General features: G+C 65.9%; 26 protein-coding genes. 15 read left to right on the forward strand and 11 right to left on the reverse strand.

Features of this window, described 5'->3' with window-relative positions; genetic code table 11:
- Positions 1–72 precede the first annotated feature (72 nt).
- Genes A5740_RS13525 through A5740_RS13535 form a run of 3 tightly spaced genes read right to left on the reverse strand, consistent with a single transcriptional unit; the run spans position 73 to position 4,074 of the window.
- Positions 73–966 carry an HAD family phosphatase gene (locus A5740_RS13525; RefSeq protein WP_076194784.1) on the reverse strand — a complete coding sequence of 298 codons (894 nt, stop codon included), beginning with the start codon at positions 964–966 and terminating at the stop codon, positions 73–75.
- Entirely contained in the window at positions 967–2,508 is a 1,542-nt protein-coding gene (locus A5740_RS13530; protein ID WP_076194786.1) for an arylsulfatase, read from the reverse strand.
- A gap of 15 nt (positions 2,509–2,523) precedes the next feature.
- Complete coding sequence (locus A5740_RS13535; RefSeq protein ID WP_076194788.1) at positions 2,524–4,074, reverse strand: arylsulfatase; 1,551 nt, start codon at positions 4,072–4,074, stop codon at positions 2,524–2,526.
- 120 nt (positions 4,075–4,194) lie between these two features.
- On the opposite strand from A5740_RS13535, the gene A5740_RS13540 reads away from it, so the two are divergent.
- Both A5740_RS13540 and A5740_RS13545 read left to right on the forward strand, forming a co-directional pair.
- Entirely contained in the window at positions 4,195–5,253 is a 1,059-nt protein-coding gene (locus A5740_RS13540) for a tellurite resistance/C4-dicarboxylate transporter family protein (protein ID WP_076194790.1), read from the forward strand.
- Between the two features lie 16 nt (positions 5,254–5,269).
- On the forward strand, positions 5,270–5,545 hold the full coding sequence (locus A5740_RS13545; protein ID WP_076194792.1) for a DUF1876 domain-containing protein: 276 nt from the start codon (positions 5,270–5,272) through the stop codon (positions 5,543–5,545).
- On the opposite strand, the gene A5740_RS13550 is transcribed toward A5740_RS13545, so the two are convergent.
- The 4 genes from A5740_RS13550 to A5740_RS13565 form a co-directional block, all read right to left on the reverse strand.
- Complete coding sequence (locus A5740_RS13550) at positions 5,546–6,631, reverse strand: NAD-dependent epimerase/dehydratase family protein (protein ID WP_076194793.1); 1,086 nt, start codon at positions 6,629–6,631, stop codon at positions 5,546–5,548.
- 63 nt (positions 6,632–6,694) lie between these two features.
- A complete protein-coding gene (locus A5740_RS13555) occupies positions 6,695–6,907 on the reverse strand; it encodes an exodeoxyribonuclease VII small subunit (protein WP_076194795.1) in 213 nt (70 codons plus the stop codon).
- 11 nt (positions 6,908–6,918) lie between these two features.
- On the reverse strand, positions 6,919–8,202 hold the full coding sequence (gene xseA / locus A5740_RS13560) for an exodeoxyribonuclease VII large subunit (protein WP_076194797.1): 1,284 nt from the start codon (positions 8,200–8,202) through the stop codon (positions 6,919–6,921).
- Positions 8,199–8,786 (reverse strand): lipid droplet-associated protein, encoded by a 588-nt coding sequence (locus A5740_RS13565; protein WP_076194799.1) that lies wholly within the window; start codon positions 8,784–8,786, stop codon positions 8,199–8,201. The genes xseA and A5740_RS13565 overlap by 4 nt, the downstream gene beginning before the upstream one ends.
- Positions 8,787–8,848: 62 nt before the next feature.
- On the opposite strand from A5740_RS13565, the gene A5740_RS13570 reads away from it, so the two are divergent.
- On the forward strand, positions 8,849–9,862 hold the full coding sequence (locus tag A5740_RS13570; RefSeq protein ID WP_076194801.1) for a 4-hydroxy-3-methylbut-2-enyl diphosphate reductase: 1,014 nt from the start codon (positions 8,849–8,851) through the stop codon (positions 9,860–9,862).
- Between the two features lie 16 nt (positions 9,863–9,878).
- Here the strand turns inward: A5740_RS13570 and A5740_RS13575 are convergent, their stop codons facing one another.
- Positions 9,879–11,069 carry a DUF6542 domain-containing protein gene (locus A5740_RS13575; protein ID WP_076194803.1) on the reverse strand — a complete coding sequence of 397 codons (1,191 nt, stop codon included), beginning with the start codon at positions 11,067–11,069 and terminating at the stop codon, positions 9,879–9,881.
- Positions 11,070–11,153: 84 nt separating this feature from the next.
- Between A5740_RS13575 and ychF the strand changes: the two genes are divergently transcribed.
- The 4 genes from ychF to A5740_RS13595 all read left to right on the forward strand — a co-directional run bounded on the left by ychF (position 11,154) and on the right by A5740_RS13595 (position 13,976).
- Complete coding sequence (gene ychF / locus A5740_RS13580; protein ID WP_076194805.1) at positions 11,154–12,236, forward strand: redox-regulated ATPase YchF; 1,083 nt, start codon at positions 11,154–11,156, stop codon at positions 12,234–12,236.
- Positions 12,237–12,276: 40 nt separating this feature from the next.
- On the forward strand, positions 12,277–12,900 hold the full coding sequence (locus tag A5740_RS13585; protein WP_254849180.1) for an HNH endonuclease: 624 nt from the start codon (positions 12,277–12,279) through the stop codon (positions 12,898–12,900).
- A gap of 131 nt (positions 12,901–13,031) precedes the next feature.
- Complete coding sequence (locus A5740_RS13590) at positions 13,032–13,529, forward strand: pyridoxamine 5'-phosphate oxidase family protein (RefSeq protein ID WP_076194809.1); 498 nt, start codon at positions 13,032–13,034, stop codon at positions 13,527–13,529.
- 48 nt (positions 13,530–13,577) lie between these two features.
- Positions 13,578–13,976: a VOC family protein gene (locus A5740_RS13595; protein WP_076194811.1), complete on the forward strand. Its 399-nt coding sequence runs from the start codon at positions 13,578–13,580 to the stop codon at positions 13,974–13,976.
- A 90-nt stretch (positions 13,977–14,066) separates the two neighbouring features.
- On the opposite strand, the gene A5740_RS13600 is transcribed toward A5740_RS13595, so the two are convergent.
- Positions 14,067–14,747, reverse strand: a complete 681-nt coding sequence (locus tag A5740_RS13600; protein WP_139335110.1) for a guanylate cyclase — start codon at positions 14,745–14,747, stop codon at positions 14,067–14,069.
- A gap of 41 nt (positions 14,748–14,788) precedes the next feature.
- On the opposite strand from A5740_RS13600, the gene A5740_RS28335 reads away from it, so the two are divergent.
- Entirely contained in the window at positions 14,789–14,959 is a 171-nt protein-coding gene (locus tag A5740_RS28335; protein ID WP_139335107.1) for a hypothetical protein, read from the forward strand.
- A 4-nt stretch (positions 14,960–14,963) separates the two neighbouring features.
- Here A5740_RS28335 and A5740_RS13605 read toward each other — a convergent pair whose 3' ends face one another.
- Positions 14,964–15,836 carry an alpha/beta fold hydrolase gene (locus A5740_RS13605; RefSeq protein ID WP_076194831.1) on the reverse strand — a complete coding sequence of 291 codons (873 nt, stop codon included), beginning with the start codon at positions 15,834–15,836 and terminating at the stop codon, positions 14,964–14,966.
- 99 nt (positions 15,837–15,935) lie between these two features.
- Here A5740_RS13605 and A5740_RS13610 point away from each other — a divergent pair, with 99 nt between their 5' ends.
- From A5740_RS13610 to A5740_RS13630, 5 genes are all read left to right on the forward strand, one after another.
- Positions 15,936–16,547, forward strand: coding sequence for a TetR/AcrR family transcriptional regulator (locus A5740_RS13610; RefSeq protein WP_371454751.1), 612 nt, complete (start codon positions 15,936–15,938; stop codon positions 16,545–16,547).
- An 81-nt stretch (positions 16,548–16,628) separates the two neighbouring features.
- Positions 16,629–17,240 carry an Mce protein gene (locus A5740_RS13615; protein WP_076194815.1) on the forward strand — a complete coding sequence of 204 codons (612 nt, stop codon included), beginning with the start codon at positions 16,629–16,631 and terminating at the stop codon, positions 17,238–17,240.
- On the forward strand, positions 17,237–18,067 hold the full coding sequence (locus A5740_RS13620) for a hypothetical protein (protein WP_083654100.1): 831 nt from the start codon (positions 17,237–17,239) through the stop codon (positions 18,065–18,067). Before A5740_RS13615 ends, A5740_RS13620 begins: the two co-directional genes overlap by 4 nt.
- Complete coding sequence (locus tag A5740_RS13625; protein WP_076194817.1) at positions 18,064–18,975, forward strand: alpha/beta fold hydrolase; 912 nt, start codon at positions 18,064–18,066, stop codon at positions 18,973–18,975. The genes A5740_RS13620 and A5740_RS13625 overlap by 4 nt, the downstream gene beginning before the upstream one ends.
- A 3-nt stretch (positions 18,976–18,978) precedes the next feature.
- A complete protein-coding gene (locus A5740_RS13630) occupies positions 18,979–20,229 on the forward strand; it encodes a DUF1298 domain-containing protein (RefSeq protein ID WP_076194819.1) in 1,251 nt (416 codons plus the stop codon).
- On the opposite strand, the gene A5740_RS13635 is transcribed toward A5740_RS13630, so the two are convergent.
- The gene (locus tag A5740_RS13635) at positions 20,226–20,828 is read right to left on the reverse strand and encodes a TetR/AcrR family transcriptional regulator (RefSeq protein ID WP_076194821.1); all 603 of its coding nucleotides are present in this window, start codon (positions 20,826–20,828) and stop codon (positions 20,226–20,228) included. The genes A5740_RS13630 and A5740_RS13635 overlap by 4 nt on opposite strands.
- Before the next feature lie 24 nt (positions 20,829–20,852).
- Here A5740_RS13635 and A5740_RS13640 point away from each other — a divergent pair, with 24 nt between their 5' ends.
- Both A5740_RS13640 and A5740_RS13645 read left to right on the forward strand, forming a co-directional pair.
- A complete protein-coding gene (locus A5740_RS13640; RefSeq protein WP_076194822.1) occupies positions 20,853–21,617 on the forward strand; it encodes an SDR family NAD(P)-dependent oxidoreductase in 765 nt (254 codons plus the stop codon).
- 22 nt (positions 21,618–21,639) lie between these two features.
- The coding region (locus tag A5740_RS13645; RefSeq protein ID WP_256386370.1) for a DoxX family protein at positions 21,640–22,098 on the forward strand (459 nt) is incomplete at its 3' end.

Below are 22,098 nucleotides of genomic sequence, written 5' to 3' on the forward strand. Positions count from 1 at the left end.
ACTCTGCGGTGCGGGTAGGGAGTACTCGTAATTTTGCGCCCTGGACGCAGAACCCATGACCTCGGCAGTCGCTCACCCAAAGATCGTCGTCCAATCGTCCCGCATGCTCGCCACGGTCCAGCTGCGCTCGACGGCGAGTGCCAGCGCCTTCTCCGCGCCCGCGGTGTAGTCGAATTCGCGGTCGGCATCGTCGTGGCGCACCAGCATGCTCAGCGTGGGTCCGGTGCCGGCACTGACGTATTCGAGCATTTCGATGTCGCCATTGGAGTTACCGACGGCGAAGATCGGACGCCGGCCGATCCTGCCCCAGATACGCACCGCTTTCGTCGGACCATCGTTGAGGAACTCCGGTGTGGCGGTCGTCTTGAGGTTGCCGTCGACGAAATCCAAACCCACCGAACTCCCGATCACCCGTTCCGGTGGGATGCCGTACATCGAGACCGTCACCGGCCGCATGAAATCTCGGCCGCCGCCGGAGACGATGTAGCAGGTGAATCCGTTGGCCTCCAGATGCCGCAACAACTCGACCATCGGTGAATACCCGCAGGTGGTGTACGGCCGGACCAGGCTCGGGTGCACCGCTTCGGCGAAGAACTCCTTGATCCGGCCGGCGTGCTCTTCGACCGTCAGCCCGGCGTACGCCGAGAGTATGCCCCCGGCAAGCACTTTGAGGTCCGAGTCGTCGCCGTTGTAGTGCTTGGTGACGGCGTCACCGAACCATTCGAGATCGCCGGCGGCGGCTGCGGTATACGGCTGCCGAGCGGCCAGAGCGGGGTCGTCGGCGGCCTGTGCGGCCAGTCGGCGCACCAGAAAGTCCAGCTGGATGTAGGCCGGCTTCTCACACCACAGCGTGCCGTCGTTGTCGAACACCGCGACGCGATCCTCAGGTGCGACCTCGGTGCCGGCCCGGTCCACGAACTCGACGATCGCCGACTTCGTAACCCCGTCTTTCCATGACTCCAGCACTTAGTCGGCCGCCAGGAACGCGTGCAGTTTCTCCACTGCGTGGTTGATCGTGAACGACGCCGCCTCCTGCCGGGGCGGAAACTCCCGGAACGTGTCGAGGAACTGCGTGACGATCGCGCTGCCGTAGAACGCGATGTAGTCGTGATCGAGCCACCAATCGAAATAGGTGTTCGAGGTGATGTCAGCCTGCTCGTACGGGTCGGTGCGCAGGTTGAAGATCTTGGGAGCCCGCAGCGGTGTGAAGGGCTCCATCCAGATCTGCAGCCGTCCCTGACACCGCTGCTCCTGGAATACGACTTTCCAATTGTGGAACCGGAATCCGAGCACATCGCAGTCATCGGAGAAGTAGATGAATCCTTTACGCGGACTCTCCTCGGCCTCACCGGTCAGATAGGGCAGGAGATTGAACGCGTCGAGGTGGACCTTGAACTGCTTGTCACCCACCGTGTGTCCGGCCTTGAGCTTGTCGACGATGTTGGTATCACCCGCGGCGGCCAGGAAGGTCGGGAACCAGTCGTGGTGCTGGATGATCTCGTTGGAGATGCTGCCCGCCTTGATCTTTCCCGGCCAGCGGATGAGTTCGGGAATCCGGAACGCGCCCTCCCAATTGGTGTTCTTCTCGCTGCGGAACGGGGTGGTGGCCCCGTCGGGCCAGGTGTTGGCGTGGGGCCCGTTGTCGGTGGAGTAGATGACGATGGTGTCCTCGGCGATGCCGAGTTCATCGAGCAGATCGAGCAACTTGCCGACGTGACGGTCGTGGTCGATCATCGTGTCGTGGTAGGGCGATTGCCAAACACCGGCCTGCCCCACCGATTCCGGTTTGGTGTGGGTGCGCAGGTGCATGTGGGTGGTGTTCATCCAGACGAAGAACGGGGTGTCGGCCGTGACCTGCCGCCGAATGAAATCCACACAGGCGTCGGTGGTTTCGTCGTCGATGTTCTCCATCCGCTTCTTGGTCAGCGGGCCGGTGTCCTCGATGCGCTGCTTGCCGATCGGACCGTACTTGGGGTCGTCGGGTTCTGTCGATATCTTGTCGGTGGCCCATGAGTGGATGACACCACGCGGCCGCTGCATCTCGGCGAGCACCGGGAAGTCTTCCCTCTTGGGATAGTCTGGCAGCTCCGGTTCTTCTTCCACGTTGAGGTGGTAGAGATTGCCGAAGAACTCGTCGAACCCGTGTGCGGTCGGCAGGTACTTGTTGAGGTCGCCAAGGTGGTTCTTGCCGAACTGCCCGGTGGCGTACCCGAGCGGCTTGAGGCATTCGGCGATCGTCGGGTCCTCGGCTTGTAATCCGACGTCGGCGCCCGGGAAACCGACCTTGCTCAGGCCGGTGCGGTAGACGCTCTGGCCGGTGATGAACGACGCCCGGCCGGCCGTGCAGCTCTGCTCGCCGTAGGCATCGGTGAACAGCATGCCTTCCTTGGCGATGCGGTCGATGTTCGGCGTCTGATAACCCATCAGCCCCATGCTGTAGCAGGACAGGTTGCTGATCCCGATGTCGTCACCCCAGATGACCAGGATGTTCGGTTTTCCGTTCGGCATGGTCGCCCCTTCCTGTCAGTCTTTGGCGAGGAACTTCTCGAGCTTCTCCACGGCTTGGTCGATCGTGAAACTCGCTGGTGCGTGCCTGGGTGGGAATTCCTTGAAGGTGTCGAGGAACTTCGTGGCCATGGCGATCGCATAGAACACGAAGTAGTCGTGGTGCAGAAACCAGTCGTAGTACGTGTTCGAGGTGAGGTCGGCGTATTCGAACGGGTCGGTGCGCAGGTTGAACAGCTTCGGCACTCGAAGGTGGGTGAACGGCTCGGCCCAGATCCGCATGGTGCCCTGGCACCGTTGTTCGGCGAACACGACTTTCCAGTTCTCGAACCGCAGTGCCACCAGGTCGCCGTCGTCGGAGAAATAGAAGAACCCGCGCCGAGGGCTGGTCTCGACTTCACCGGTCAGGTAGGGCAGCAGGTTGAACCCGTCGATGTGGACCTTGTATTCGGTCTCACCGTCGGCACCGGCCTTGTGACCCTTCTTCAACTTCTCGGCGATGTCCGGCTCGCCCGCCGCGGCCAACAGGGTCGGTAACCAGTCGTGGTGCTGGATGATCTCGTTGGAGATGCTGCCCGCCTTGATCTTTCCGGGCCAACGGATCATCTCGGGCACCCGGAAGGCGCCCTCCCAGTTGGTGTCCTTCTCGCTGCGGAACGGCGTGGTGCCGGCATCCGGCCAGGAGTTGCGGTGCGGGCCGTTGTCGGTGGAGTAGATGACGATGGTGTCCTCGGCGATACCGAGTTCGTCGAGCACGTCGAGCACCGTGCCGACGTTGCGATCGTGGTCGATCATCGTGTCGTGGTAGGACGATTGCCACAACCCGGCCTGCCCACGACTTTCCGGCTTGGTGTGGGTGTAGAGGTGCATGTGGGTGAAGTTGCACCACACGAAAAACGGGTTGCCGTCCTCGTGTTGACGCTTGATGTAATCGACCGTGCGGTCGGCGATGTCCTCGTCGACCGTTTCCATCCGCTTCTTGGTCAGCGGGCCGGTGTCGGTGATGGTCTGCTTGCCGACCGGGCCGAACTTGGGATCGTCGGGTTCGCTGGACACGTCGGTGGTGGCCTTGCAGTCGAGCACACCCCGTGGCTTGGCCAGTTGGTGCAGCACCGGGAACTGGTCGGCATGCGGGTAGTCGAACTGTTCCGGTTCCTCCTCGGCGTTGAGGTGATACAGGTTGCCGTAGAACTCGTCGAAGCCGTGCACGGTCGGCAGATATTTGTTCAGATCGCCGAAGTGGTTCTTACCGAACTGTCCGGTCGCGTAGCCCAGGGGCTTGAGAAGTTCGGCGATGGTGGGATCTTCGGCGGCCCAGCCGATGGGAAAGCCGGGTGCGCCGACTTTGCTCATGCCGGTGCGGTAGACGCTCTGCCCACTGATGAACGCCGCCCGGCCCGCGGTACAACTTTGCTCGCCGTAGGAGTCGGTGAACCGCATGCCCTCGTTGGCGATGCGGTCGATGTTCGGGGTGCGGTAGCCCATCATGCCGTCGCTGTAACAGCTGAGGTTGCTGATACCGATGTCGTCGCCCCAGATCACGAGGATGTTCGGTTTGCCGTTCGGCATGGTGATGCCCCTTCCGCGCGGAAAATCCTGTGTCCGTTGAACTTTATGCGCACTTGGGCGCCGTCATCGGAGAACGCCACTCGGGGCCCGGTGAAATCCAGGTGATGGTATGACCAGAACATGAACCAGGCGAGGGGTTCCGAAGCCGTCCGCAGCTTGCATCCGGGGTACTTCGCGCTCGTCATGGGCACCGGCATCGTGTCGATCGCCGCGCAGTATCACCGCACGTACGCGCTGTCGGTGGTGTTGTTGTGGCTGGCGGCCATCTCCTATGTGGTCCTGGTGGTGTTGGTGACCGCGCGGATCATCGCGTTCCGTCGCGAGTTCTTCGCCGACCTGACCGACCCGCGGCGCGGTTTCGCGATGTTCACGTTCGTCGCCGCCACCAATGTGCTGGGCACCCGGCTGGCCACCGACGGGCACTACGGCGTCGCCCTGGGTCTGCTGGCCGTCGGTTGGGTGGCCTGGATGGTCCTGGGCTACGTGGTGCCGTGGACAGCGGTGCTGGGCCGCGCGGCCCGGCCCGTCCTGCAAAGCGCCAACGGCACGTGGTTCATCTGGGTGGTCGCCAGTCAATCGGTGGCCGTGCTGGCCGCCGCCCTGCAACCCCAGATCGCCCAGGGGCGCAGTGAACTCGCGCTGCTGGCGGTGTTCTCGTGGTCCGTCGGGATCTTTCTGTACGGCGCCGCCGGCATGTTCGTCGCGCTGCGGATGTTGATGTATCCACTGCGACCCGAGGATCTCACGCCGCCCTACTGGGTGGCGATGGGCGCCACGGCGATCACCGTCGTCGCCGGTGCCCGGATCGTGGAGATGGCCGACGCCCCGATGGTCGCGGCCACCCGGGGGCTGATCGCCGGTACCTCGGTGTTCTTCTGGGCGTTCGGTACCTGGTTGATCCCACCGTTGATCGCCGCCGGCGTCTGGCGCCATCTCGTCCACCGGATCCCGCTGCGGTACGACGCGACGATGTGGAGCGTGGTGTTCCCGCTCGGCATGTACGGCGTCGGCGGGCATTATCTCGGACAGGCCGACCAGCTGCCGATCGTGGAGAACATCGGCTACCTCGAAGGTTGGCTGGCGCTGGGGGTGTGGGCCCTGACGTTCATCGCCATGCTGCGCCACCTGGTCCTGACCCTGCTACCTGGTGTCGCGGACAGAACCGGCGCACCCTTGTAGGTGGAGGGAGATTGAGATGTACGACAAGGATCTGACCAACAAATGGCTCATCGAGATCGAGTTCTCCGAGGACGAGATCCACACCCACGCCTCGGCCCGGGCACAGCTGCGCGACGACACGATGTCGGCCACCGGCGATGCCTACCGCAACCCGAAAGACCCGGGCGCACCGATGATCGGTGAGGAGATCGCCGCGGCCCGCGCGCTCATCACCCTGGGCACCGACCTACTGCATGCCGCGTCGGCGCGTATCGAGCAGTCCACGCACCATCCGGTGCACCTGTACCGCTGATTACGCGGTGACAGGCTGCTTGGCTGCGGACTCCATCTGACGGAACAAGTCGGTGTAGTACGGCATGCATTCGGCCATGGCCTGCTCGGTGGTGAACAACGGCTCATAGCCGAGGTCGCGCCGGGCCTTGGCGATCGAGAAGTAGTTGTTGAGGTAAAGCCGTTCCACCGCAAGGGGTTCGATCAGCGGCTCGGGAATGCCGAACTTGAAGTGCAGCCACTGCCACACCATCATCGCCTTGTGTACCAGGCGTCCTGAGACCCGGAACGTGGGCAGCGGGCGACCGCAGGCAGCCAGGACCGGGCGGGCGAACTCGAACATGTTGATCGGCTCGCCGTCATTGATGAAATAGGCCTGACCGGGCGCGGTGCCACCGGGGACCAGGTGCTGGGCCGCCAGGATGAATCCGTGGATCAGGTTGTGCACGTAAGAGTTGTCCAGCTTGATGTTCTTGTTGCCGACCAGGACCTTGACGTGTCCGGCGAGCACATTCTCGAACACCTTGCGGAACATGGTCTGATCGCCGCGGCCCCAGATACCACTGGGGCGGATCGCGCAGGTGAGCATGCCGTGCTCACCGTTTTGGCCGAGCACGAACTTCTCGGCGACCACTTTGGTCTCGGTGTAGAGGTCGTTGAACCGGTTGGTGTACGGCATGGTCTCGTCACCGTTGACGATGTCCTGACCGCCCATCACCACACTGTTGGACGCGGTGTAGACGAAGCGTTTGACCCCCGCCTCCTGGCCGGCGTGTACCAGGTTCTTGGTCCCCTCGACGTTCACGGCGAAGCTGCGCTGCCGGTACTCCTCGGTGACCGAGGCGCCACCCATGAGATCGATGATGGCTGCGGTGTGGATGATCGTGTCGACATCCTTCACGGCCGCGGCCACCGTCTGTTTGTCGCAGATGTCGCCCTCGACGACCTCGAGGCCGGCGTGATCGCCGAGCGGGGACGGCGCGCGGTCGAAGGACCGCACTGTGTACCCGCGTTCGAGTAGTTCGGTCACCAGGTTGGCGCCGACGAAGCCGGAGCCGCCTGTGACCAGGACGCGGCCGAGTTCGGTGGTCAGTTTCGGATCACCCATGCCGGACAGGGTAACTGAAACATGTTCCAGTTTCGAGCGGGATCGCCCGACCTGGTTGCTGGATCAATCTTCTCGGGACTCGCGGGCGGCCAGCGCCTGCTCGACACGCTTGCGGGCGCCAGCTAAGTGCTGTTCGCACCGTTTCGCCAGCTTCTCGCCTCGTTCCCAGAGATTGAGCGAAGCATCGAGGTCGAGGCCACCCTGTTCGAGTTGCTGGACGACAGCGATCAGCTCATCGCGGGCCTCTTCGTAGCCCAGTTCACTAATAGGCTTCATCTTCGTACCTTCTACTCGCTGCCGTCGCTGACGCCTGCAGCCTCATTGCCGTCGCTGACGGCTGCTGCCTCATTGCCGTCGCTGACGGCGGTGACCACCCCGTCGGACACCCGCACCCGCAACCGGGTGCCCTCTGGCGCGTCGTCCACCGAACGCAGGACCACCGGATCGCCGGCCGACGGGACCGTCTGCACCACCGCGTAACCGCGGGCCAGCGTCGCCGCCGGCCCGAGCGCGGTCAGCCGCGCCGACAGATGTCCGATCGTGTCCGCCTGGGCGTCGATCAACCGGGTGATGTCGCGCTCGGCGGTGGCGCGGCACCGGTGCACCTCCTCGGCCCGCGCGGTGAGCGCGGCCAGCGGCTGGGCCAGGACGGGCCGGCTGCGCAGCTGCTCGAGGTGGTGCTGTTCGCGGTGCACCCAATTGCGCAGAGCGCGGGCGCTGCGCCGGTGCAGATCGGTGATCAGCGCCTGTTCGACGGCCGCATCGGGCACGATCCGCTTGGCTGCGTCGGTCGGGGTGGCCGCACGCAGGTCGGCGACCAGATCAGACAGGGGAGTGTCGGGTTCGTGGCCGATCGCGCTGACCACCGGAGTGCGGCACGCCACGATGGCTCGGCACAGGGTCTCGTCGGAGAACGGCAACAGGTCCTCGACGCTGCCGCCGCCGCGGGCCAGGACGATCACGTCCACCTCGTCGTCGGCGTCCAGCGCCGCCAGGGCCTCCACGATCTGCGGGACGGCGTTGGGCCCCTGCACGACCGTGTTGCGGATCGCGAAACGCACCGCGGGCCAACGGGTGGTGGCCACGGTGGTGACATCTCGCTCGGCAGCCGACGCCCGGCCGGTGATCAGCCCAATAGTGCTGGGCAGGAACGGGATCGGTCGTTTGAGCCGAGGGTCGAACAGCCCTTCGGCTTCGAGCAGCCGACGGAGCCGCTCGATGCGGGCCAGCAATTCGCCGATGCCGACCGCGCGAATCTCGTTGACCCGCAACGAGAACGTGCCACGACCGGTGTAGAAGTTCGGCTTGCCGCAGACGATCACCTGCGTGCCCTCGGACAACTTCACCGGGGCGTTGCGCACCAGGTCACGCGGACACGTCAGGGTCAGCGACATGTCGGCCGCCGGATCGCGCAGCACCATGAACACGGTCTTGGAGTCCGGGCGGATCTTCAGTTCGGTCAGCTGCCCCTCGACCCAGACCGTGCCCAGGCGATCGATCCACTTGGCGACCCGGGTCGCCACGGCGCGGACCGGCCAGGGATTCTCCGGTGACTGACCCGGTTCGGTCACTTCGCGGTCGCGCGGGTGATTCTGTTGGCGAGCAGGGTGACGAACGGTGCGCGGGCACGGCCGGCCTCTTCGTAGGCCAGTAGCGCTTCGAGATCGGCGACCCGCAATGACGCCAGCCGGGCGCGCAGCTGCGCCAGCGTCAGCGCGTCATAGCCGAGTTCGTCGGCGATGTCCGGTGCGGTGCTCGTGGTGGCCTTGCTCTTGGTGGCAGTGGACTTGCCGTTGGTTGCCCCTCCCGCCTCCGGCTCACCGGTGCTGTAGAGCGCGAACCGGCCCTCGGTGCGTCGTTCGCCGTCGGCGTCGGGCGCATCGTGCGCCGCGTCAGTGTCGTCGGCGTCGAGATCCTCGTCGAAAGTGGCCCACTCGGGCTGCTCATCTTTGGGCGGAAACAGCTGCTCGAGCGTTTCGTCGCCCTTGATCACCAGTTCGGCCAGGTTCTGCTGGACATGCATGACGATGTTGGCGGCCTGGCTGGCCACGGTCATGGGGTACGTCAGGATGGTGTGGGGTAACTTGCGGGCTTCTTCCAAGGTGGTGACCGCCGCACCCACCAGCAGCCGGACCCCATACGGTGCAGTTCCCATGTGCACAGACTAGCCACAGCCACGGCTGGCTCCGTTGCGTTGTCGCCCCGTACCCTGGTGACATGCCGTCGACAATCAATATGGGTATCCCGGGTGCCACCAGCTCGGTGAGGTCAGGCGGTGGTTCGCAAGCCTCGGGCAAACGAGTTCTGCTGGCCGAGCCGCGCGGATACTGTGCCGGCGTCGACCGCGCAGTCGAGACCGTGGAACGCGCCCTGGAGAAGCACGGCGCCCCCGTCTACGTACGGCACGAGATCGTGCACAACAAGCACGTGGTGGAGACGCTGGCCAAGGCCGGCGCGGTATTCGTCGACGAAACCGACGAGGTGCCCGAAGGCGCCATCGTCGTGTTCTCGGCGCACGGTGTCGCCCCGACCGTGCACGAGACGGCCGCCGCCCGCAGCCTGCAGGTCATCGACGCCACCTGCCCGCTGGTCACCAAGGTGCACAACGAGGCCAAGCGGTTCGCCCGTGACGACTTCGACATCCTGCTGATTGGCCACGAAGGCCACGAAGAGGTTGTCGGCACTGCAGGCGAGGCCCCCGACCACGTCCAGGTCGTCGACAATCCGGACGCGGTGGACAAGGTCACCGTGCGGGACCCGAACAAGGTCATCTGGCTGTCGCAGACCACGCTGAGCGTCGACGAAACCATGGAGACCGTGCGTCGGCTCCGTGAGAAGTTTCCGACGCTGCAGGATCCGCCGAGCGACGACATCTGCTACGCCACGCAGAACCGTCAGGTCGCGGTGAAGGCCATGGCGCCCGAGTGCGAACTCGTGATCGTGGTCGGTTCGCGTAACTCGTCCAACTCGGTCCGACTGGTCGAGGTGGCGCTCGGGGCCGGCTCTCGGGATGCGCACCTGGTCGACTACGCCGAGGACATCGACCCGGCCTGGCTGAACGGCGTCACCACGGTGGGCGTCACCTCAGGGGCTTCGGTGCCCGAGGTGCTGGTGCGCGGTGTGCTCGAACGGCTCGCCGACTACGGCTACGGCACCGTGCAGCCGGTGACCACCGCCAACGAGACACTGGTGTTCGCCCTGCCGCGGGAGATCCGCCCGCCACGGGCCTGAGGCCCGACCCGCCCGTTCAGTCGTCGTACTCCCAGGAGTGACGTCCCCTGGGCGCCTGCCCCCGGGTGGACGAGCGGGGCCGCGTGCGGTGCTCCACCCGGTGATCCTCATCGTCGGTGCCGCGGTAGCGCACCCGTGACACCGGATGGTGCGTCGAGCGGCCAGAGCGGGTGGGGGGTTCGAAGGAATCCTCGAACGGCTGATAGTCGTCGAATCGGCGGCGACGTCGCTGGGGCCGTTCATGGGCCTCGAAACTTCCCGCTTCACGACGATCGGGCGGCGGCTGGCGGCGTGGATCCCGCGGCTCGGTCCGCGCCCGCCGACGCGGCTCGCCGGCTCCGGGCTCGGCCGGACGCGGCGGCCTCGGACGTCGCGGACGCTCAGGGACAGCCCCGTCGAATTCGCTGCCGAGGTCGGCGTCGGGCGCACGGCCCGGACGGGGACGCGGCGGCGCGGTGCGTTTCGTGGGTCGGCGTTCGCCTCGGGGGCGCCCGGCGGCCGACCCCGCTTCGGATGCGGCGCCTGCGCCGGCCGGTCGTCGCCGCGGGGGCCGTTCCGATGGGCGGCGCCGCGGCGGAACGTCAGTGGCCGGATCTTGGTCGGTGGCCCGGGCCCGACGAGTCGACGCCGTCGCGGGTTTGCGGAGAACCAGTCCGGAAAGTTTCTCTGTGACAGAAGCCACAATTCCCGCGACGGGCGTGGCTGTGGCGGTCCGGCCGGCTTTGACGGTGTGCGTGGCGCCGGTCGGCTCGATCTCCTCGCCTCCGCGGCGTGTTGTGAGGCCGACGTACCACCGGCCCAGGCCGATCAGCAGGACTGCCGCCGAGAGGAACAGCATCAACGGAAAGCGTTCGATCAGTGGGTATCCGCAGTTGATCGCCAGATCTTTCACGCCGTCGAGCTGGCCGCCGTGGAACAGGAAATAGGACCCGGGAACAGCGACGAACAGGATCAGCGGCGGCTGGATCACGGCGGTGAACAGCCCGGCCTGTTGAACCGCGAGAACAGCCAAAAGGCAACCCAGGGAGTAGCAGACCGCAAACACAGCGCTGAGCTCCCGGTCACCGGAACCGGCGTCGAAAGCAAAGCCGATCGCAGTAGCCGTGACGGCCAACAAGACAGCGCCCCACCACGGCACACCGGCGAAACGCGGGTGTACAGAGCGATGATCAGCCGGCACTGCCGACTGTGCGCGCTGTCCTGACACACGTAGACCGTACCGGCTATGTCTGGCCGCGTGCTGCCAGCTCACGCTGGCGCGCCTGTCACACCGGCCTAGACTGTGGTCCCTGTGAGCCTGAACCTGGGAATCGTCGGTTTGCCGAACGTCGGAAAGTCGACTCTGTTCAACGCCCTGACACGTAACGACGTGTTGGCGGCCAACTACCCGTTTGCGACCATCGAGCCCAACGAGGGCGTGGTGCCGCTGCCCGATCCCCGGCTCGACAAGCTCGCGGAGATCTTCGGGTCGGAGAAGATCGTGCCGGCGCCGGTGACGTTCGTCGACATCGCCGGAATCGTCAAAGGCGCGTCCGAGGGCGCCGGTCTCGGGAACAAGTTCCTGGCCAACATCCGCGAGTGCGACGCCATCTGTCAGGTGGTGCGGGTGTTCGCCGACGACGACGTGGTGCATGTCGACGGCCGGGTGGACCCACGCTCGGACATCGAGGTGATCGAGACCGAGCTGATCCTGGCCGACATGCAGACGCTGGAGAAGGCGATTCCGCGGCTGGAGAAGGAAGCCCGCAACAACAAAGAACGCAAGCCGCTCTTGGATGCGGCCATCGCGGCCCAGGCCGTACTGGATGGCGGCAAGACTCTGTCCTCTGTGGTCTCGTCGGCCCAGGACTGGTCGATCCTGCGTGAGCTGAACCTGATGACCACCAAGCCGTTCCTGTACGTGTTCAACGCCGACGAGTCGGTGCTCACCGACGCTGCGCGTGTCGCCGAACTCCGTGAGCTGGTGGCCCCGGCCGACGCGGTGTTCCTGGATGCCAAGATCGAATCGGAGCTGATCGAGCTCGACGAGGAATCGGCCGCCGAACTGCTGGAGTCGATCGGGCAGACCGAACGCGGCCTGGATGCCCTGGCCCGGGCCGGCTTTCACACCCTGAATTTGCAGACCTACCTGACGGCCGGGCCCAAAGAATCGCGAGCCTGGACGATTCACCGGGGCGACACGGCACCCAAGGCGGCCGGCGTGATCCACACCGACTTCGAGAAGGGCTTCATCAAGGCCGAGATCGTGTCTTTCGACGACCTCGTCGAGGCCGGATCGATGGCTGCTGCCAAGGCTGCGGGCAAGGTGCGGATGGAAGGCAAGGACTACGTGATGGCCGACGGGGATGTGGTGGAGTTCCGCTTCAACGTGTAGGTCTGGCGGCAAGGGTGCCAATTAGCTGGGAGGTGTGCGGGTGGACTCAAAGGCCGACGTGCTGTTCGAGGTATGCGCTGCTCTTGCTGGGGGCGACTCCTGTTCTGCTAAAGCGACCCTTAGGTCGCAGTATCCGTTCAAGCCGGTAGAGAAGATCGCCCGCCGGTACTCAGAACGTCAGTCGATGAAGCTGTTCATGCGTGATGGCTTCATCGACCGCTACACGGGCAACCGCCTCGTTAACCCCGGCGTTCTCCGACTCCTCCATGTCGTGCTGGGGGTCGACTTTCCGACACATCCGAACTGGAAGGTCTCAGCGACGCACCCCGCTTTCTGGGAGTTGTTCCCGACGGTCGATCATGTCGTGCCCGTCAGCCGAGGCGGGCGTGACGACGAGTCGAACTGGGTCACAGCGTCGATGCTGAGCAATCAGGCCAAGGACCAGTGGACGGTGGAGCACCTGGGTTGGAAGCTGCATCCGGCTGGCGCTGTGGAGGAGTGGGATGGGTTGTCGCGGTGGCTGGTCGACTATCTCGCGGCGAACCCGACCGTGTTGGCGGAGGCAGCTGAGCCCCACCGTCGCTACATCCGAACATGGTTTACCGCCACCAAGGCGGCGATAGAAGGGGATGACCAACCGGTGGAGTTCCGCTTCAACGTGTAGGTGCCACGAACAGCGCCGAAAGTGAAGACGATGTCGAGATTTCACGAAAATCTCGACATCTTGTTCACTTTCGGCGTCTTTCGAGTCGACTGAACCGGAAACGGCCTGTCCGCAGGCTGCACAATGTCGGTATGCCGGATCAGCTTGCACGTCAATGGCCGTCGGTGCGCGAGATGGTGGAGCGCGGGCGGCGCTCGGCCGGGCACGTCACCATTGCTTCGGTCGACGCCGCCGGTGGGCCCACGATCACGCCCATCGGGACAGTCTTTCTGCGCGCCGACGGCACGGGCTTTTACTTCGACCAGTACACCGAACGCCTGGCCGAGAATTTGGACGCCAACCCGCAGGTGTGCGTCATGGCGGTGGACCGGGGAACCGGCTTCTGGCTCCGCTCGCTGCTGACCGGTCGGTTTCACAAGCCGATCGGTGTGCGGCTGTACGGGACGGCCGGCCCGCGCCGCTTGGCGACAGCTGACGAACTCGACGAGGTCGACCGACGGGTGCGGCTCATGCGAATAACCCGGGGCGGCCGCAGGCTCTGGTCGGATTTCAGTTATGTGCGCGACCTCGTGTTCACCGATTGCCGATGGGTGCAGTATCCCGTGATGATGCCGGCACTCAACGGCTGAATTCGTGCCCGGCGCTTGGTGTCGGTGGTCGGGCCTAGGGTGCCGGGCATGAAATTCGTTTCGACCCGCATCATCACCGCCGACGTGTTGCGTCTCGTCGCGTTCTACGAGACGGTCACCGGAGCCGACGCCGTGTGGGGCAATGAACTGTTCGCCGAGATCCCCACCCCGGTCGGCACTTTGGCCATCGGCAGTGACAAGACAGTCCCGCTGTTCGGGGCCGGGTCCGCCGAGCCCGCGGCCAACCGCAGCGCAATCATCGAGTTCATCGTGGACGATGTGGACGCCGAGTACGAGCGGCTGCGGGGGAAGGTCGGTGAGGTGGTGACGGAACCGACGACGATGCCATGGGGTAATCGTGCGCTGCTGTTCCGCGACCCGGATGGGAACCTGGTCAACTTGTTCACGCCGGTCACCGACGAGGCTCGGGCCAAGTTCGGTTTGTGAAGGCAGTGATCGGTGTCCCGAATGTGCACATAGATCGCGAATTCCGCCCGGAACGCGATCTGTGTGCACGTTCGGCGACGTTTCGGCGTCTCAGTCGACGATCACCGAGATCTCGTCGCCCAGCGCGTATCCGTCGGTCAACGGCAGCTCGTCACCGCTCCAGAACGACCCGGGATCGAACCAGTTGTAGTGCTTCTCGGTGGTCAGCAGACCCATCTCCTCGTAGGTGATGGCCACGGTCTCCGCGCAGTAGGCGGTTTCCAGCCCGACCTGGCGATCGCGTGCCTTCCTGCGTTCGGCCGATTCGCGAACCTTGCTGTGGACGAACGGAATTCCGCGAGTGAAATCGCTGACGACGGGGACCCTGCCGCGAAGCCAACGTCCGGTGAGCCGGGCCGTGGTGGGGAAGGCCGTGCCGTCCATCCGGGCGATCACCTTGAGCAGCGTGTCCTCCTGCTCGCGGGTGGCGAACGGGGTGAGCTGACGCAACCAGCAGCGCTGCCCGTAACTGTGGGCCCAGCGTTCGACGGCCTGACGGGCGTCGTGCAGTTGCACGCCGCGGTGGTGGGTGCCGGTCCACAGGTCGAGCAGCTTGTCGCCGAGTTCGGCATGCCAGATCAGCGGTGGTAGATCGTCGATCGCGACGGTCATCCCGACGTGGTTGACCGGGCTGTTGGTCAAGGTTTGGATCGCCCGGTCGGGCCCGGACCCGCCGCGGAACAACCAGATGTCACCGGTGCGGGTCTCCTCCAACGCCTTGGTCAATGACACCGTGTTCGCTTTCACATGCGCAGCTTAGGCAGACTCGGGGCATGCGCAGCATCTGGAAGTGGGTCGGGCTGGCCGGTGTCGCCGGTGTCGTGGCCGGTGGTGTCATGGTGGCGCGGGATCAGCGGCGCCGAAACGCCTATACCCCGCAGGATATCCGGGAGCGGCTGCATCAGCGGCTGGCCGAGGCCGAACAGGCGGATCCGAAGCCGTAATAGGTCAGCGGCCGACGAACTCCACGACCACCCCGGTGAACGCGTCGTTGTCGTCACCGGCGGCGGTATGCCCGGCATCGGACAGCTCGACGAACTCGGCGGCGGGCACCTTCTCCAGGAAGTCCTGCACCCCTTCGGGACTGACGACGTCGGACAGCTTGCCGCGGATCAGCAGGATCGGGATCGACAGGTTTATCGCGGCCTGCTCCAGCTTCTCGACCCGGACGAACGGATCGTCTTCGGGCTTGGTCAGAAACGCCGGATCCCAGTGCCAGTACCAGCGCCCGTCGCGCAGCCTCAGGTTCTTCTTGAGCCCTTCCGGACTGCGCGGCTTGGTGCGATACGGCAGGTAGGCCGCCACCGCTTCGGCGGCCTCCTCCAACGAGTCGAAGCCGTTCACATTGGTGAACATGAAGTCGCGAATGCGGGCGCTGCCGCTCTTCTCGAACCGTGGCACCACATCGACGAGCACCAGTTTGGTGACCAGTTCCGGACCGGCTTCGTGGGCGGCCAGGATGCCGGTCAGCCCGCCCATGCTCGCGCCGATCAACACGACGGGACGGCCGATCTGGTACAGCACATGCTGAACATCGGCGCACAGCACCTCGACCGAATAGTTTGCGCTGGGTGAGCGATCGCTGTCGCCGTGCCCACGTGCGTCGAGCGCGATGACGTGCAGCCCGCGATCGGCCAGGATCTGGCCGGTGTTCTTCCACGAGAACCGGTTCTGCCCGCCGCCGTGCAGCAGCAGCACAGTGGGCTTCTCGGAGGCCGACGCCGCATCGCGGTTCCATTCGTCGCCGACCAGATTCAAGTCGTCGACCCCGCGGAACGCGACGGTCCGCAATTCGCTGTGCTCTGGTTTCGCGGTGCTCACGGACATTCCTCTCGCCAGGCCCCGGAGGTCACGTTACCCAGGCCGGTTTTCGCCCCATCTGCGACCCGCTGCAGCGGTGCATTCCTAGAATCGTGAATCGTGCAAATCGAGCCAGGTGACGCGGCACGCGACGCCGATGATCGCAAGGCAATCATCAAAGCCGCGTTCACGTGCCTGTCCGAGCCGCACGCCGGTGCGGTACCGCTGACGGCGATCCTGGCCAGGGCAGGATTGTCCACTCGGGCGTTCTACCGGCATTTCGAATCCAAGGACGCGCTGTTTTTGGCGATGCAGCAGAGCGGCGGCAGGTTGTTGGGCTGCCGTCTCGACGGGATCGCCGACGACGACGGGATGCCGGTCGAGCGGCTCGCGCAGTGGATAAGTGTGGCGTTCGAGGTGATCCACGATGCGCGGTTGCGTGGGCACGCCACCGTTCTGGATTCCGACGAGGTTCGCTCGGCCAAGGGGTACGACGAGGCTCAGGAACAGTGGCGCTTCGACCGCGAACGGGCCCTGGCGCGACTTCTGCGCCGCGGCCGCGACGACGGCTCATTTCCGCTGGCCAAACCGGAGCGGGACGCCGCGGCCATCCGCGCCGTGGTGAGCCATGAGCTGTCCCGTCTACCTGCCGACGGGGATCGGGAGGCGGCGTGCGCGGCAGCCGTGGACTTTGCCCTGCGAGCCGTCGGCGCCCGCACCCGGGACCGCTGATCACGGTGTGACCGGTGCCACGTACTTTGGATCGCACGCGTGCCAACCCACGCGACACGTAGTGCCCCGAGGAGCAGATGTATGGCAGACGACAGCGCCGACGCCGAGCCTGTCGAGCAGACGGAGGCTGACGAGACCGCAGAGGCCGACGACGAGACCACCGCTGACGAAAAAGAACCGGCGGACGACGTTCCGGCGGTGTCCAGGCGGCGACGGCTCGTGGCGACGCCGACGGCTCTCGGCGCTGTGCTTCTCGTCGCGCTCGTGGCGCTGACCGGTTGGCTGGGATACGAGTTCTCTCAGGTAAAGCAGGATCAGCAGCGGCGTGAGATGTTCGTCGACACCGCACGCCAGGCCGCGCTCAATCTGACCTCGGTCGACTGGGAACACGCCGAGGACGACATCCAGAGGGTGCTCGACACCTCCACCGGTGCGTTCTACGACGACTTCGACAAGCGTTCGAAGTCATTCCTGGAAGTCGTCAAACAGATCAAATCGAAATCGGTGGGCACCGTCACGGCATCGGGGCTGAAGTCCTACTCGCCCGATGAGGCGAAAGTCCTCGTCTCGGCGACCATCCGCTCCACCAACGCCGGGGTGCCCGAGCAGAAGCCACAGGTATGGCGAATGGTGTTGACCGTGCAGGACATTGACGGCAAGGCGAAGGTCTCCAACGTGGAGTTCATCCAATGAGCGGCCGACACAAGATGCCGCCGGCCGGGCGCCGTAAGGCCGCGGCGGAATCTGCCGAGACACCGGAGCAGGTGAACCTCGAGAAGACCGCGGTCGAGCCACCGGCCCCCGATCCCGAGAGCGCGACGCCGGAGGCCGTCGAGCCCGAGAGCACGACATCGGAGGCTACCGAGCCCGAGCCCGAGGGCGCCGAGCCCCAGGACACGGCGCAGATGGACCCCCAAGCCCCAGAAAGCCCAGAAGGCCCGGAAAGCCCTGAAGTTGCGGAAGACCCGGAAGTGTCGGGCGCGACGGACGAGCCGGACGCGACGGAAGAGCCCACGGCCGACAACACGGACCAGCCGGCGCGTACCCGCTCGCGGGTCCCGCTGGTGTTGGCCGTGATCGCACTGGTCCTCGCGTCGGCCTGCGGGGTGTTGCGCTGGCTGATCGTCACGCAACACGAAAGTGACACGGCCCGAACCGAATCCGTCGAGGCGGCCAAAGACATCACCATCCAGATGCTGTCGTATGAGACCGACACCGTCGACCAGCAGCTGACCGCGGCCCGTGACCGGATGACCGGGGAGTTCCTCGGGAAGTACACCGCAATGATCGACCAGGTGATCCCGGCGGCGCATGCTCAGCAGATCTCGGCCGTCGCCGATGTGCAGAGCGTGGGCGTGGTGAGCGCGGAGCCGGACCGCGCCGAGGTGATGATGTACGTCGATCAAAGCGTCCAGGTCGGAAGAAACGTGCCGGAGAGAACGTTGTCGATCGTGCGGGCCACGGTGGTCAAAGACGGTGACCAGTGGCTGCTTTCTCGGTACGAGCCGGTGCAGCCATGAGTGAGCCCCGTTGGATCGATGTGGACACACCCGCGGTACAGCTGCGGGCGTTGGTCTGGGGCCCCGACGACGGCCCGGTCGCGTTATGTCTGCACGGTTTTCCCGATACCGCTTACGGCTGGCGGAAGGTCGCGCCGGTGCTGGCCGATGCCGGCTGGAAAGTGGTGGCGCCGTTTCTGCGCGGTTACGTGCCGTCGTCGATTCCCACCGACGGCAGCTATCACGTCGGAGCACTGATGGATGACGCGCTGCGGGTACTGGATGCCGTCGGGCCGACCGGAAACGATGTGCTGATCGGGCATGACTGGGGCGCCATCACCGCCTCGGGCCTGGCGGCGATGCCGGAGAACAGGTTTGCCAAATCCGTGATCATGTCGGTCCCGCCGTCGGCGTCGTTCCGGCCGCTGGGCCGGGTGCCCGACACCGGAAAGCTGTTGGCCCAGTTGCCGCGTCAACTTCTCCGCAGCTGGTACATGATGTTCTTCCAATTGCCTTGGCTACCTGAGCGATCCGCATCGTGGGTGGTGCCGACCCTGTGGAGGCATTGGTCGCCGGGTTACGACGCCGCCGAGGACGTACGCCACGTCGACGCCGCGATCGGGGCGCCCGACCGGTGGCGGGCCGCGCTCGGGTATTACCGGGCCATGATCCGCGGCAGTAAGCCGCCGGCCCGGTATGCCGCGCTCCACGAGCACTGGCTGTCGGCGCCGGTGCTGCCGACGCTGTACCTCCACGGAACCGACGACGGCTGTGCCGCACCGGATTACGCCCGGTGGGTGGAGCAGATCCTGCCGAGCGGCAGTGCGGTGGGCATCATCGACCATGCTGGGCATTTCCTGCAGTTGGACCGGCCGGACGCGGTCGGGCGACAGATCGTGGATTTCATCGGTAGTCCCGGACGGAGTTGACCGGTGCGACGTCTGGCCGCGATCGACGCCCAGAACTGGTGGATGTCGGCCAAACTGCCCAACGATCAGTTTCTCCTCTATGGATTCGACGGACTGCCGGCGGATCTCGGTGCCGCGGTGGCCGAGATCCGGACACGTGCCCAACGCTGCCCAGACCTGACCGTGTGTATCCGTGACGACTGCGCGCTGACGTACCCAGTCTGGGCGCCGCGGCCGGTGCGCGAAGACCAGTTCGCCGTCCACCGCGGTGAACTCGAGTGGAACGAGTGCCTGGATGCCGTCGCGCAGTTGGCCGACCACCAGCTCGACGTCACCGTCGCGGCTTGGCGCGTCCACGTATTCGCGAGGGTCCGTGCGATTCCGGGCGCCGAAACCGGAACTGTCGCGGTGTTGCAGATTTCGCATGCCCTCGCCGACGGGACCCGGGCCTCGGCGTTGGCGGCGTGGCTGTTCGGCCGCGCCGAGCCAGTGGTGCCCGTGTCCGCACCCCGCTTCCCGGCGGCCCGGTTGCCTTGGCGTGCGATCGAGGCGGCCCGCACCCACCGGAACCTGATGCGCGACACCGAATCCGGTGTGGTGCCGGCGCCGGCGCCGCCGCGTCCGGTGCTGCACAGCAATACCGAGCCGACGGGTGAGCGGTGGGTACGCACCATCATCCGGCAGCGTCCACAGATCCCCGGGCCGACGGTGACGGTCGGTGCGTTGGCCGCGATCTCGTCCGCGCTGGACGAGCACCTCCGTGAGTTCGGCGACGATACCGGTGCGCTCGCGGCGGAGGTGCCCATGGAGACAACGGGGATCCGGTGCGCGCACAACCACTTCGGCAACGTCGGCATCGGTCTGTATCCCGAACTCGCCGTGGCAGACCGAATCGCACACATCGCGGCGGACTTCGCCGATCGTCGTCGCCGCGCGGCTCACCCGGGGATGGTCGCGGCCGGCCGCGCGTTCGCTGCCACCCCGGCACCGCTGTTGCGGTGGGGGGTGGCGCAATTCGATCCGACGGTTCGGGCCCCGATGGTCACCGGCAACACCGTGGTGTCCAGCGTCAACCGTGGCGCGGCGGATCTGCGGTTCGGTGGCGCAGGTGTGTTGGTGACGGCCGGGTACCCCTCGCTGTCGTTGATGATGGGACTGACGCACGGGGTGCACGGGATCGGTCAGACCGTGGCCGTGAGCGTGCATGCCGCTCGGTCGGCGGTCGGGGACATCGACGCCTACGTCGCCCGGCTGGAGGCCGCGCTGGGCGGTTAGCCGCGACGCAGCATGGCGATGCCGACGTCCAGGGCCGACTCCAGATAGCTCAGATCCCCAGAGGCGAGCAGAACGCTCACGCCACCCTGGATTCCGGCCAGCAACGCGGCGGCCGCCCGGTCGGCGTCCAGGTCGGCGGCGACCTTGCCCTGCGCCTGCATGTGCCGGATACCCGCGGCGATCTCGTCGTGCCATTGCCGCAGCAGGGCTTTGGTGACCGCCTGGGCGCCGGGGGTGGTGCGGCCGATCTCGGACATGAGCAGGCTCAACGGGCAGTTCTGGCCTTGACGTCGGTAGCGCTCGACCACCGCGTCGCGCCAACGTTGCCACGCGGCCCACGAGGTCAACTCACCCAGGTAGGGCTGCTGGTCTTCCAACACCATCTGGGCCTCGCGCTCGGCGACCGCGAGCAGGAGTTGGTCCTTGCCGTCGGGGAAGTAGTGGAACAGCTGGCTCTTGGAGGTCTGGGTGTGGGCCCGGATGTCGTCGAGGGTGGTCGCGGCCACGCCGTTGCTGCGGATCACGGTGGCCGCGCCCTCGATGATGCGGCGTCGGGTGGCTGCGCCCTTGGCGGTCAATTTCTGGACTTGCGGGTCCATTTTCAGCGGCTTATACCTGGACTCATGAGTCCAAATATTACGCGTCTGCAAGGTCGCACAGCCCTTGTCACCGGATCCACCGGCGGCCTCGGCGTCGCCATCGCCAAGGCCCTGGCGGCCGAGGGGGCCCTCGTCGTCGTCAGCGGCCGGAACAAAGAACGCGGCGATACCGTCGTCACCGAGATCCGTGCTGCCGGAGGGCAAGCCGAGTTCGTCGCTGCCGACCTCGGGGCCGGCGGGGCCGAGGTGCACCGACTCGCACAGCAGGCCGCGGCGGCCGCGGGCGGCCAGATCGACATCCTGGTCAACAACGCCGGGGTATGGGGCCTGCCCGAACCCACCGGCGAGGTCTCCGAGCAGGCGCTTGCCGAGTCATATCAGACCAACGTCATCGCGCCGTTCCTGCTCACCGGTGCCCTGGTACCGGCCATGGCCGAGCGTGGCCACGGCGCGGTGGTCAACATCGGATCGATCACCGGATTGATCGGCGGAGATCAGTCCGCCCTGTACTCGTCGACCAAGGCGGCCGTGCACTCGCTGACCAAGTCGTGGGCGGTCGAATACGGCCCGCGCGGAGTCCGGGTGAACGCGGTGGCCCCGGGGCCGATCGCGACGGAGCGCGCCCTCGACGTGGCCGACGAAGTGGCCCCGGTGCTGGCCCGTATCCCGTCGCGGCGGATGAGCACACCCGAAGAGGTGGCCGCCGCCGTGGTGTTCCTGGCCGGCGACGACGCCGGAAACATCCACGGGACCATCCTGAGTGTGGACGGGGGCTGGGCAGCGGCGTAACAGATGGCCTAGATTCTGTCACGTGGCATCTGATACAGCGCTCCTTGTCCTGCGGGTCGTCCTCGGGCTGACGATGGCCGCCCACGGCTACAACAAGTTCTTCGGCGGCGGCCGCATCCCGGGCACCGCGGGCTGGTTCGACAGCATCGGCATGAAACCGGGCCTGTTCCACGCCCGGGTCGCGGCGACCACCGAGATCGCGGCCGGCCTCGGCCTGGCCCTGGGCCTGCTCACCCCGATCCCGGCGGCCGGGTTCGTGGCCCTGATGCTGGTGGCGGCCTGGACCGTGCACCGCGCCAACGGCTTCTTCATCGTCAAGGAAGGCTGGGAATACAACCTGATCCTGGCGGTGGCGGGGGGGGGGGGGGGGGGCCGCCCCCCCCCAAAAGAGGGTTTTAAACCAAGGATAAAGAAGAAGAAAAAAGGAAGGGCGGGGGGGGCGGCCTCGCCCCTCCCCCCAAAACGCCCCACCACCACACCC

Source organism: Mycobacterium sp. GA-1841, from assembly GCF_001954135.1.
GTDB lineage: Bacteria > Actinomycetota > Actinomycetes > Mycobacteriales > Mycobacteriaceae > Mycobacterium.

Excerpts from the sequence above, each read along its gene's own strand:
- A5740_RS13635 (WP_076194821.1), bottom strand. The coding sequence starts at position 20,828 with ATGGACCCGCAAGTCCAGAAATTGACCGCCAAGGGCGCAGCCACCCGA.
- A5740_RS13565 (WP_076194799.1), bottom strand. The coding sequence starts at position 8,786 with ATGGGAACTGCACCGTATGGGGTCCGGCTGCTGGTGGGTGCGGCGGTC.
- A5740_RS13615 (WP_076194815.1), top strand. The coding sequence starts at position 16,629 with ATGGCAGACGACAGCGCCGACGCCGAGCCTGTCGAGCAGACGGAGGCT.
- A5740_RS28335 (WP_139335107.1), top strand. The coding sequence starts at position 14,789 with ATGCGCAGCATCTGGAAGTGGGTCGGGCTGGCCGGTGTCGCCGGTGTC.
- A5740_RS13530 (WP_076194786.1), bottom strand. The coding sequence starts at position 2,508 with ATGCCGAACGGAAAACCGAACATCCTGGTCATCTGGGGTGACGACATC.
- A5740_RS13595 (WP_076194811.1), top strand. The coding sequence starts at position 13,578 with ATGAAATTCGTTTCGACCCGCATCATCACCGCCGACGTGTTGCGTCTC.
- A5740_RS13555 (WP_076194795.1), bottom strand. The coding sequence starts at position 6,907 with ATGAAGCCTATTAGTGAACTGGGCTACGAAGAGGCCCGCGATGAGCTG.
- A5740_RS13620 (WP_083654100.1), top strand. The coding sequence starts at position 17,237 with ATGAGCGGCCGACACAAGATGCCGCCGGCCGGGCGCCGTAAGGCCGCG.
- A5740_RS13590 (WP_076194809.1), top strand. The coding sequence starts at position 13,032 with ATGCCGGATCAGCTTGCACGTCAATGGCCGTCGGTGCGCGAGATGGTG.
- A5740_RS13540 (WP_076194790.1), top strand. The coding sequence starts at position 4,195 with ATGAACCAGGCGAGGGGTTCCGAAGCCGTCCGCAGCTTGCATCCGGGG.
- A5740_RS13625 (WP_076194817.1), top strand. The coding sequence starts at position 18,064 with ATGAGTGAGCCCCGTTGGATCGATGTGGACACACCCGCGGTACAGCTG.
- A5740_RS13640 (WP_076194822.1), top strand. The coding sequence starts at position 20,853 with ATGAGTCCAAATATTACGCGTCTGCAAGGTCGCACAGCCCTTGTCACC.
- A5740_RS13545 (WP_076194792.1), top strand. The coding sequence starts at position 5,270 with ATGTACGACAAGGATCTGACCAACAAATGGCTCATCGAGATCGAGTTC.
- A5740_RS13550 (WP_076194793.1), bottom strand. The coding sequence starts at position 6,631 with ATGGGTGATCCGAAACTGACCACCGAACTCGGCCGCGTCCTGGTCACA.
- A5740_RS13535 (WP_076194788.1), bottom strand. The coding sequence starts at position 4,074 with ATGCCGAACGGCAAACCGAACATCCTCGTGATCTGGGGCGACGACATC.
- A5740_RS13570 (WP_076194801.1), top strand. The coding sequence starts at position 8,849 with ATGCCGTCGACAATCAATATGGGTATCCCGGGTGCCACCAGCTCGGTG.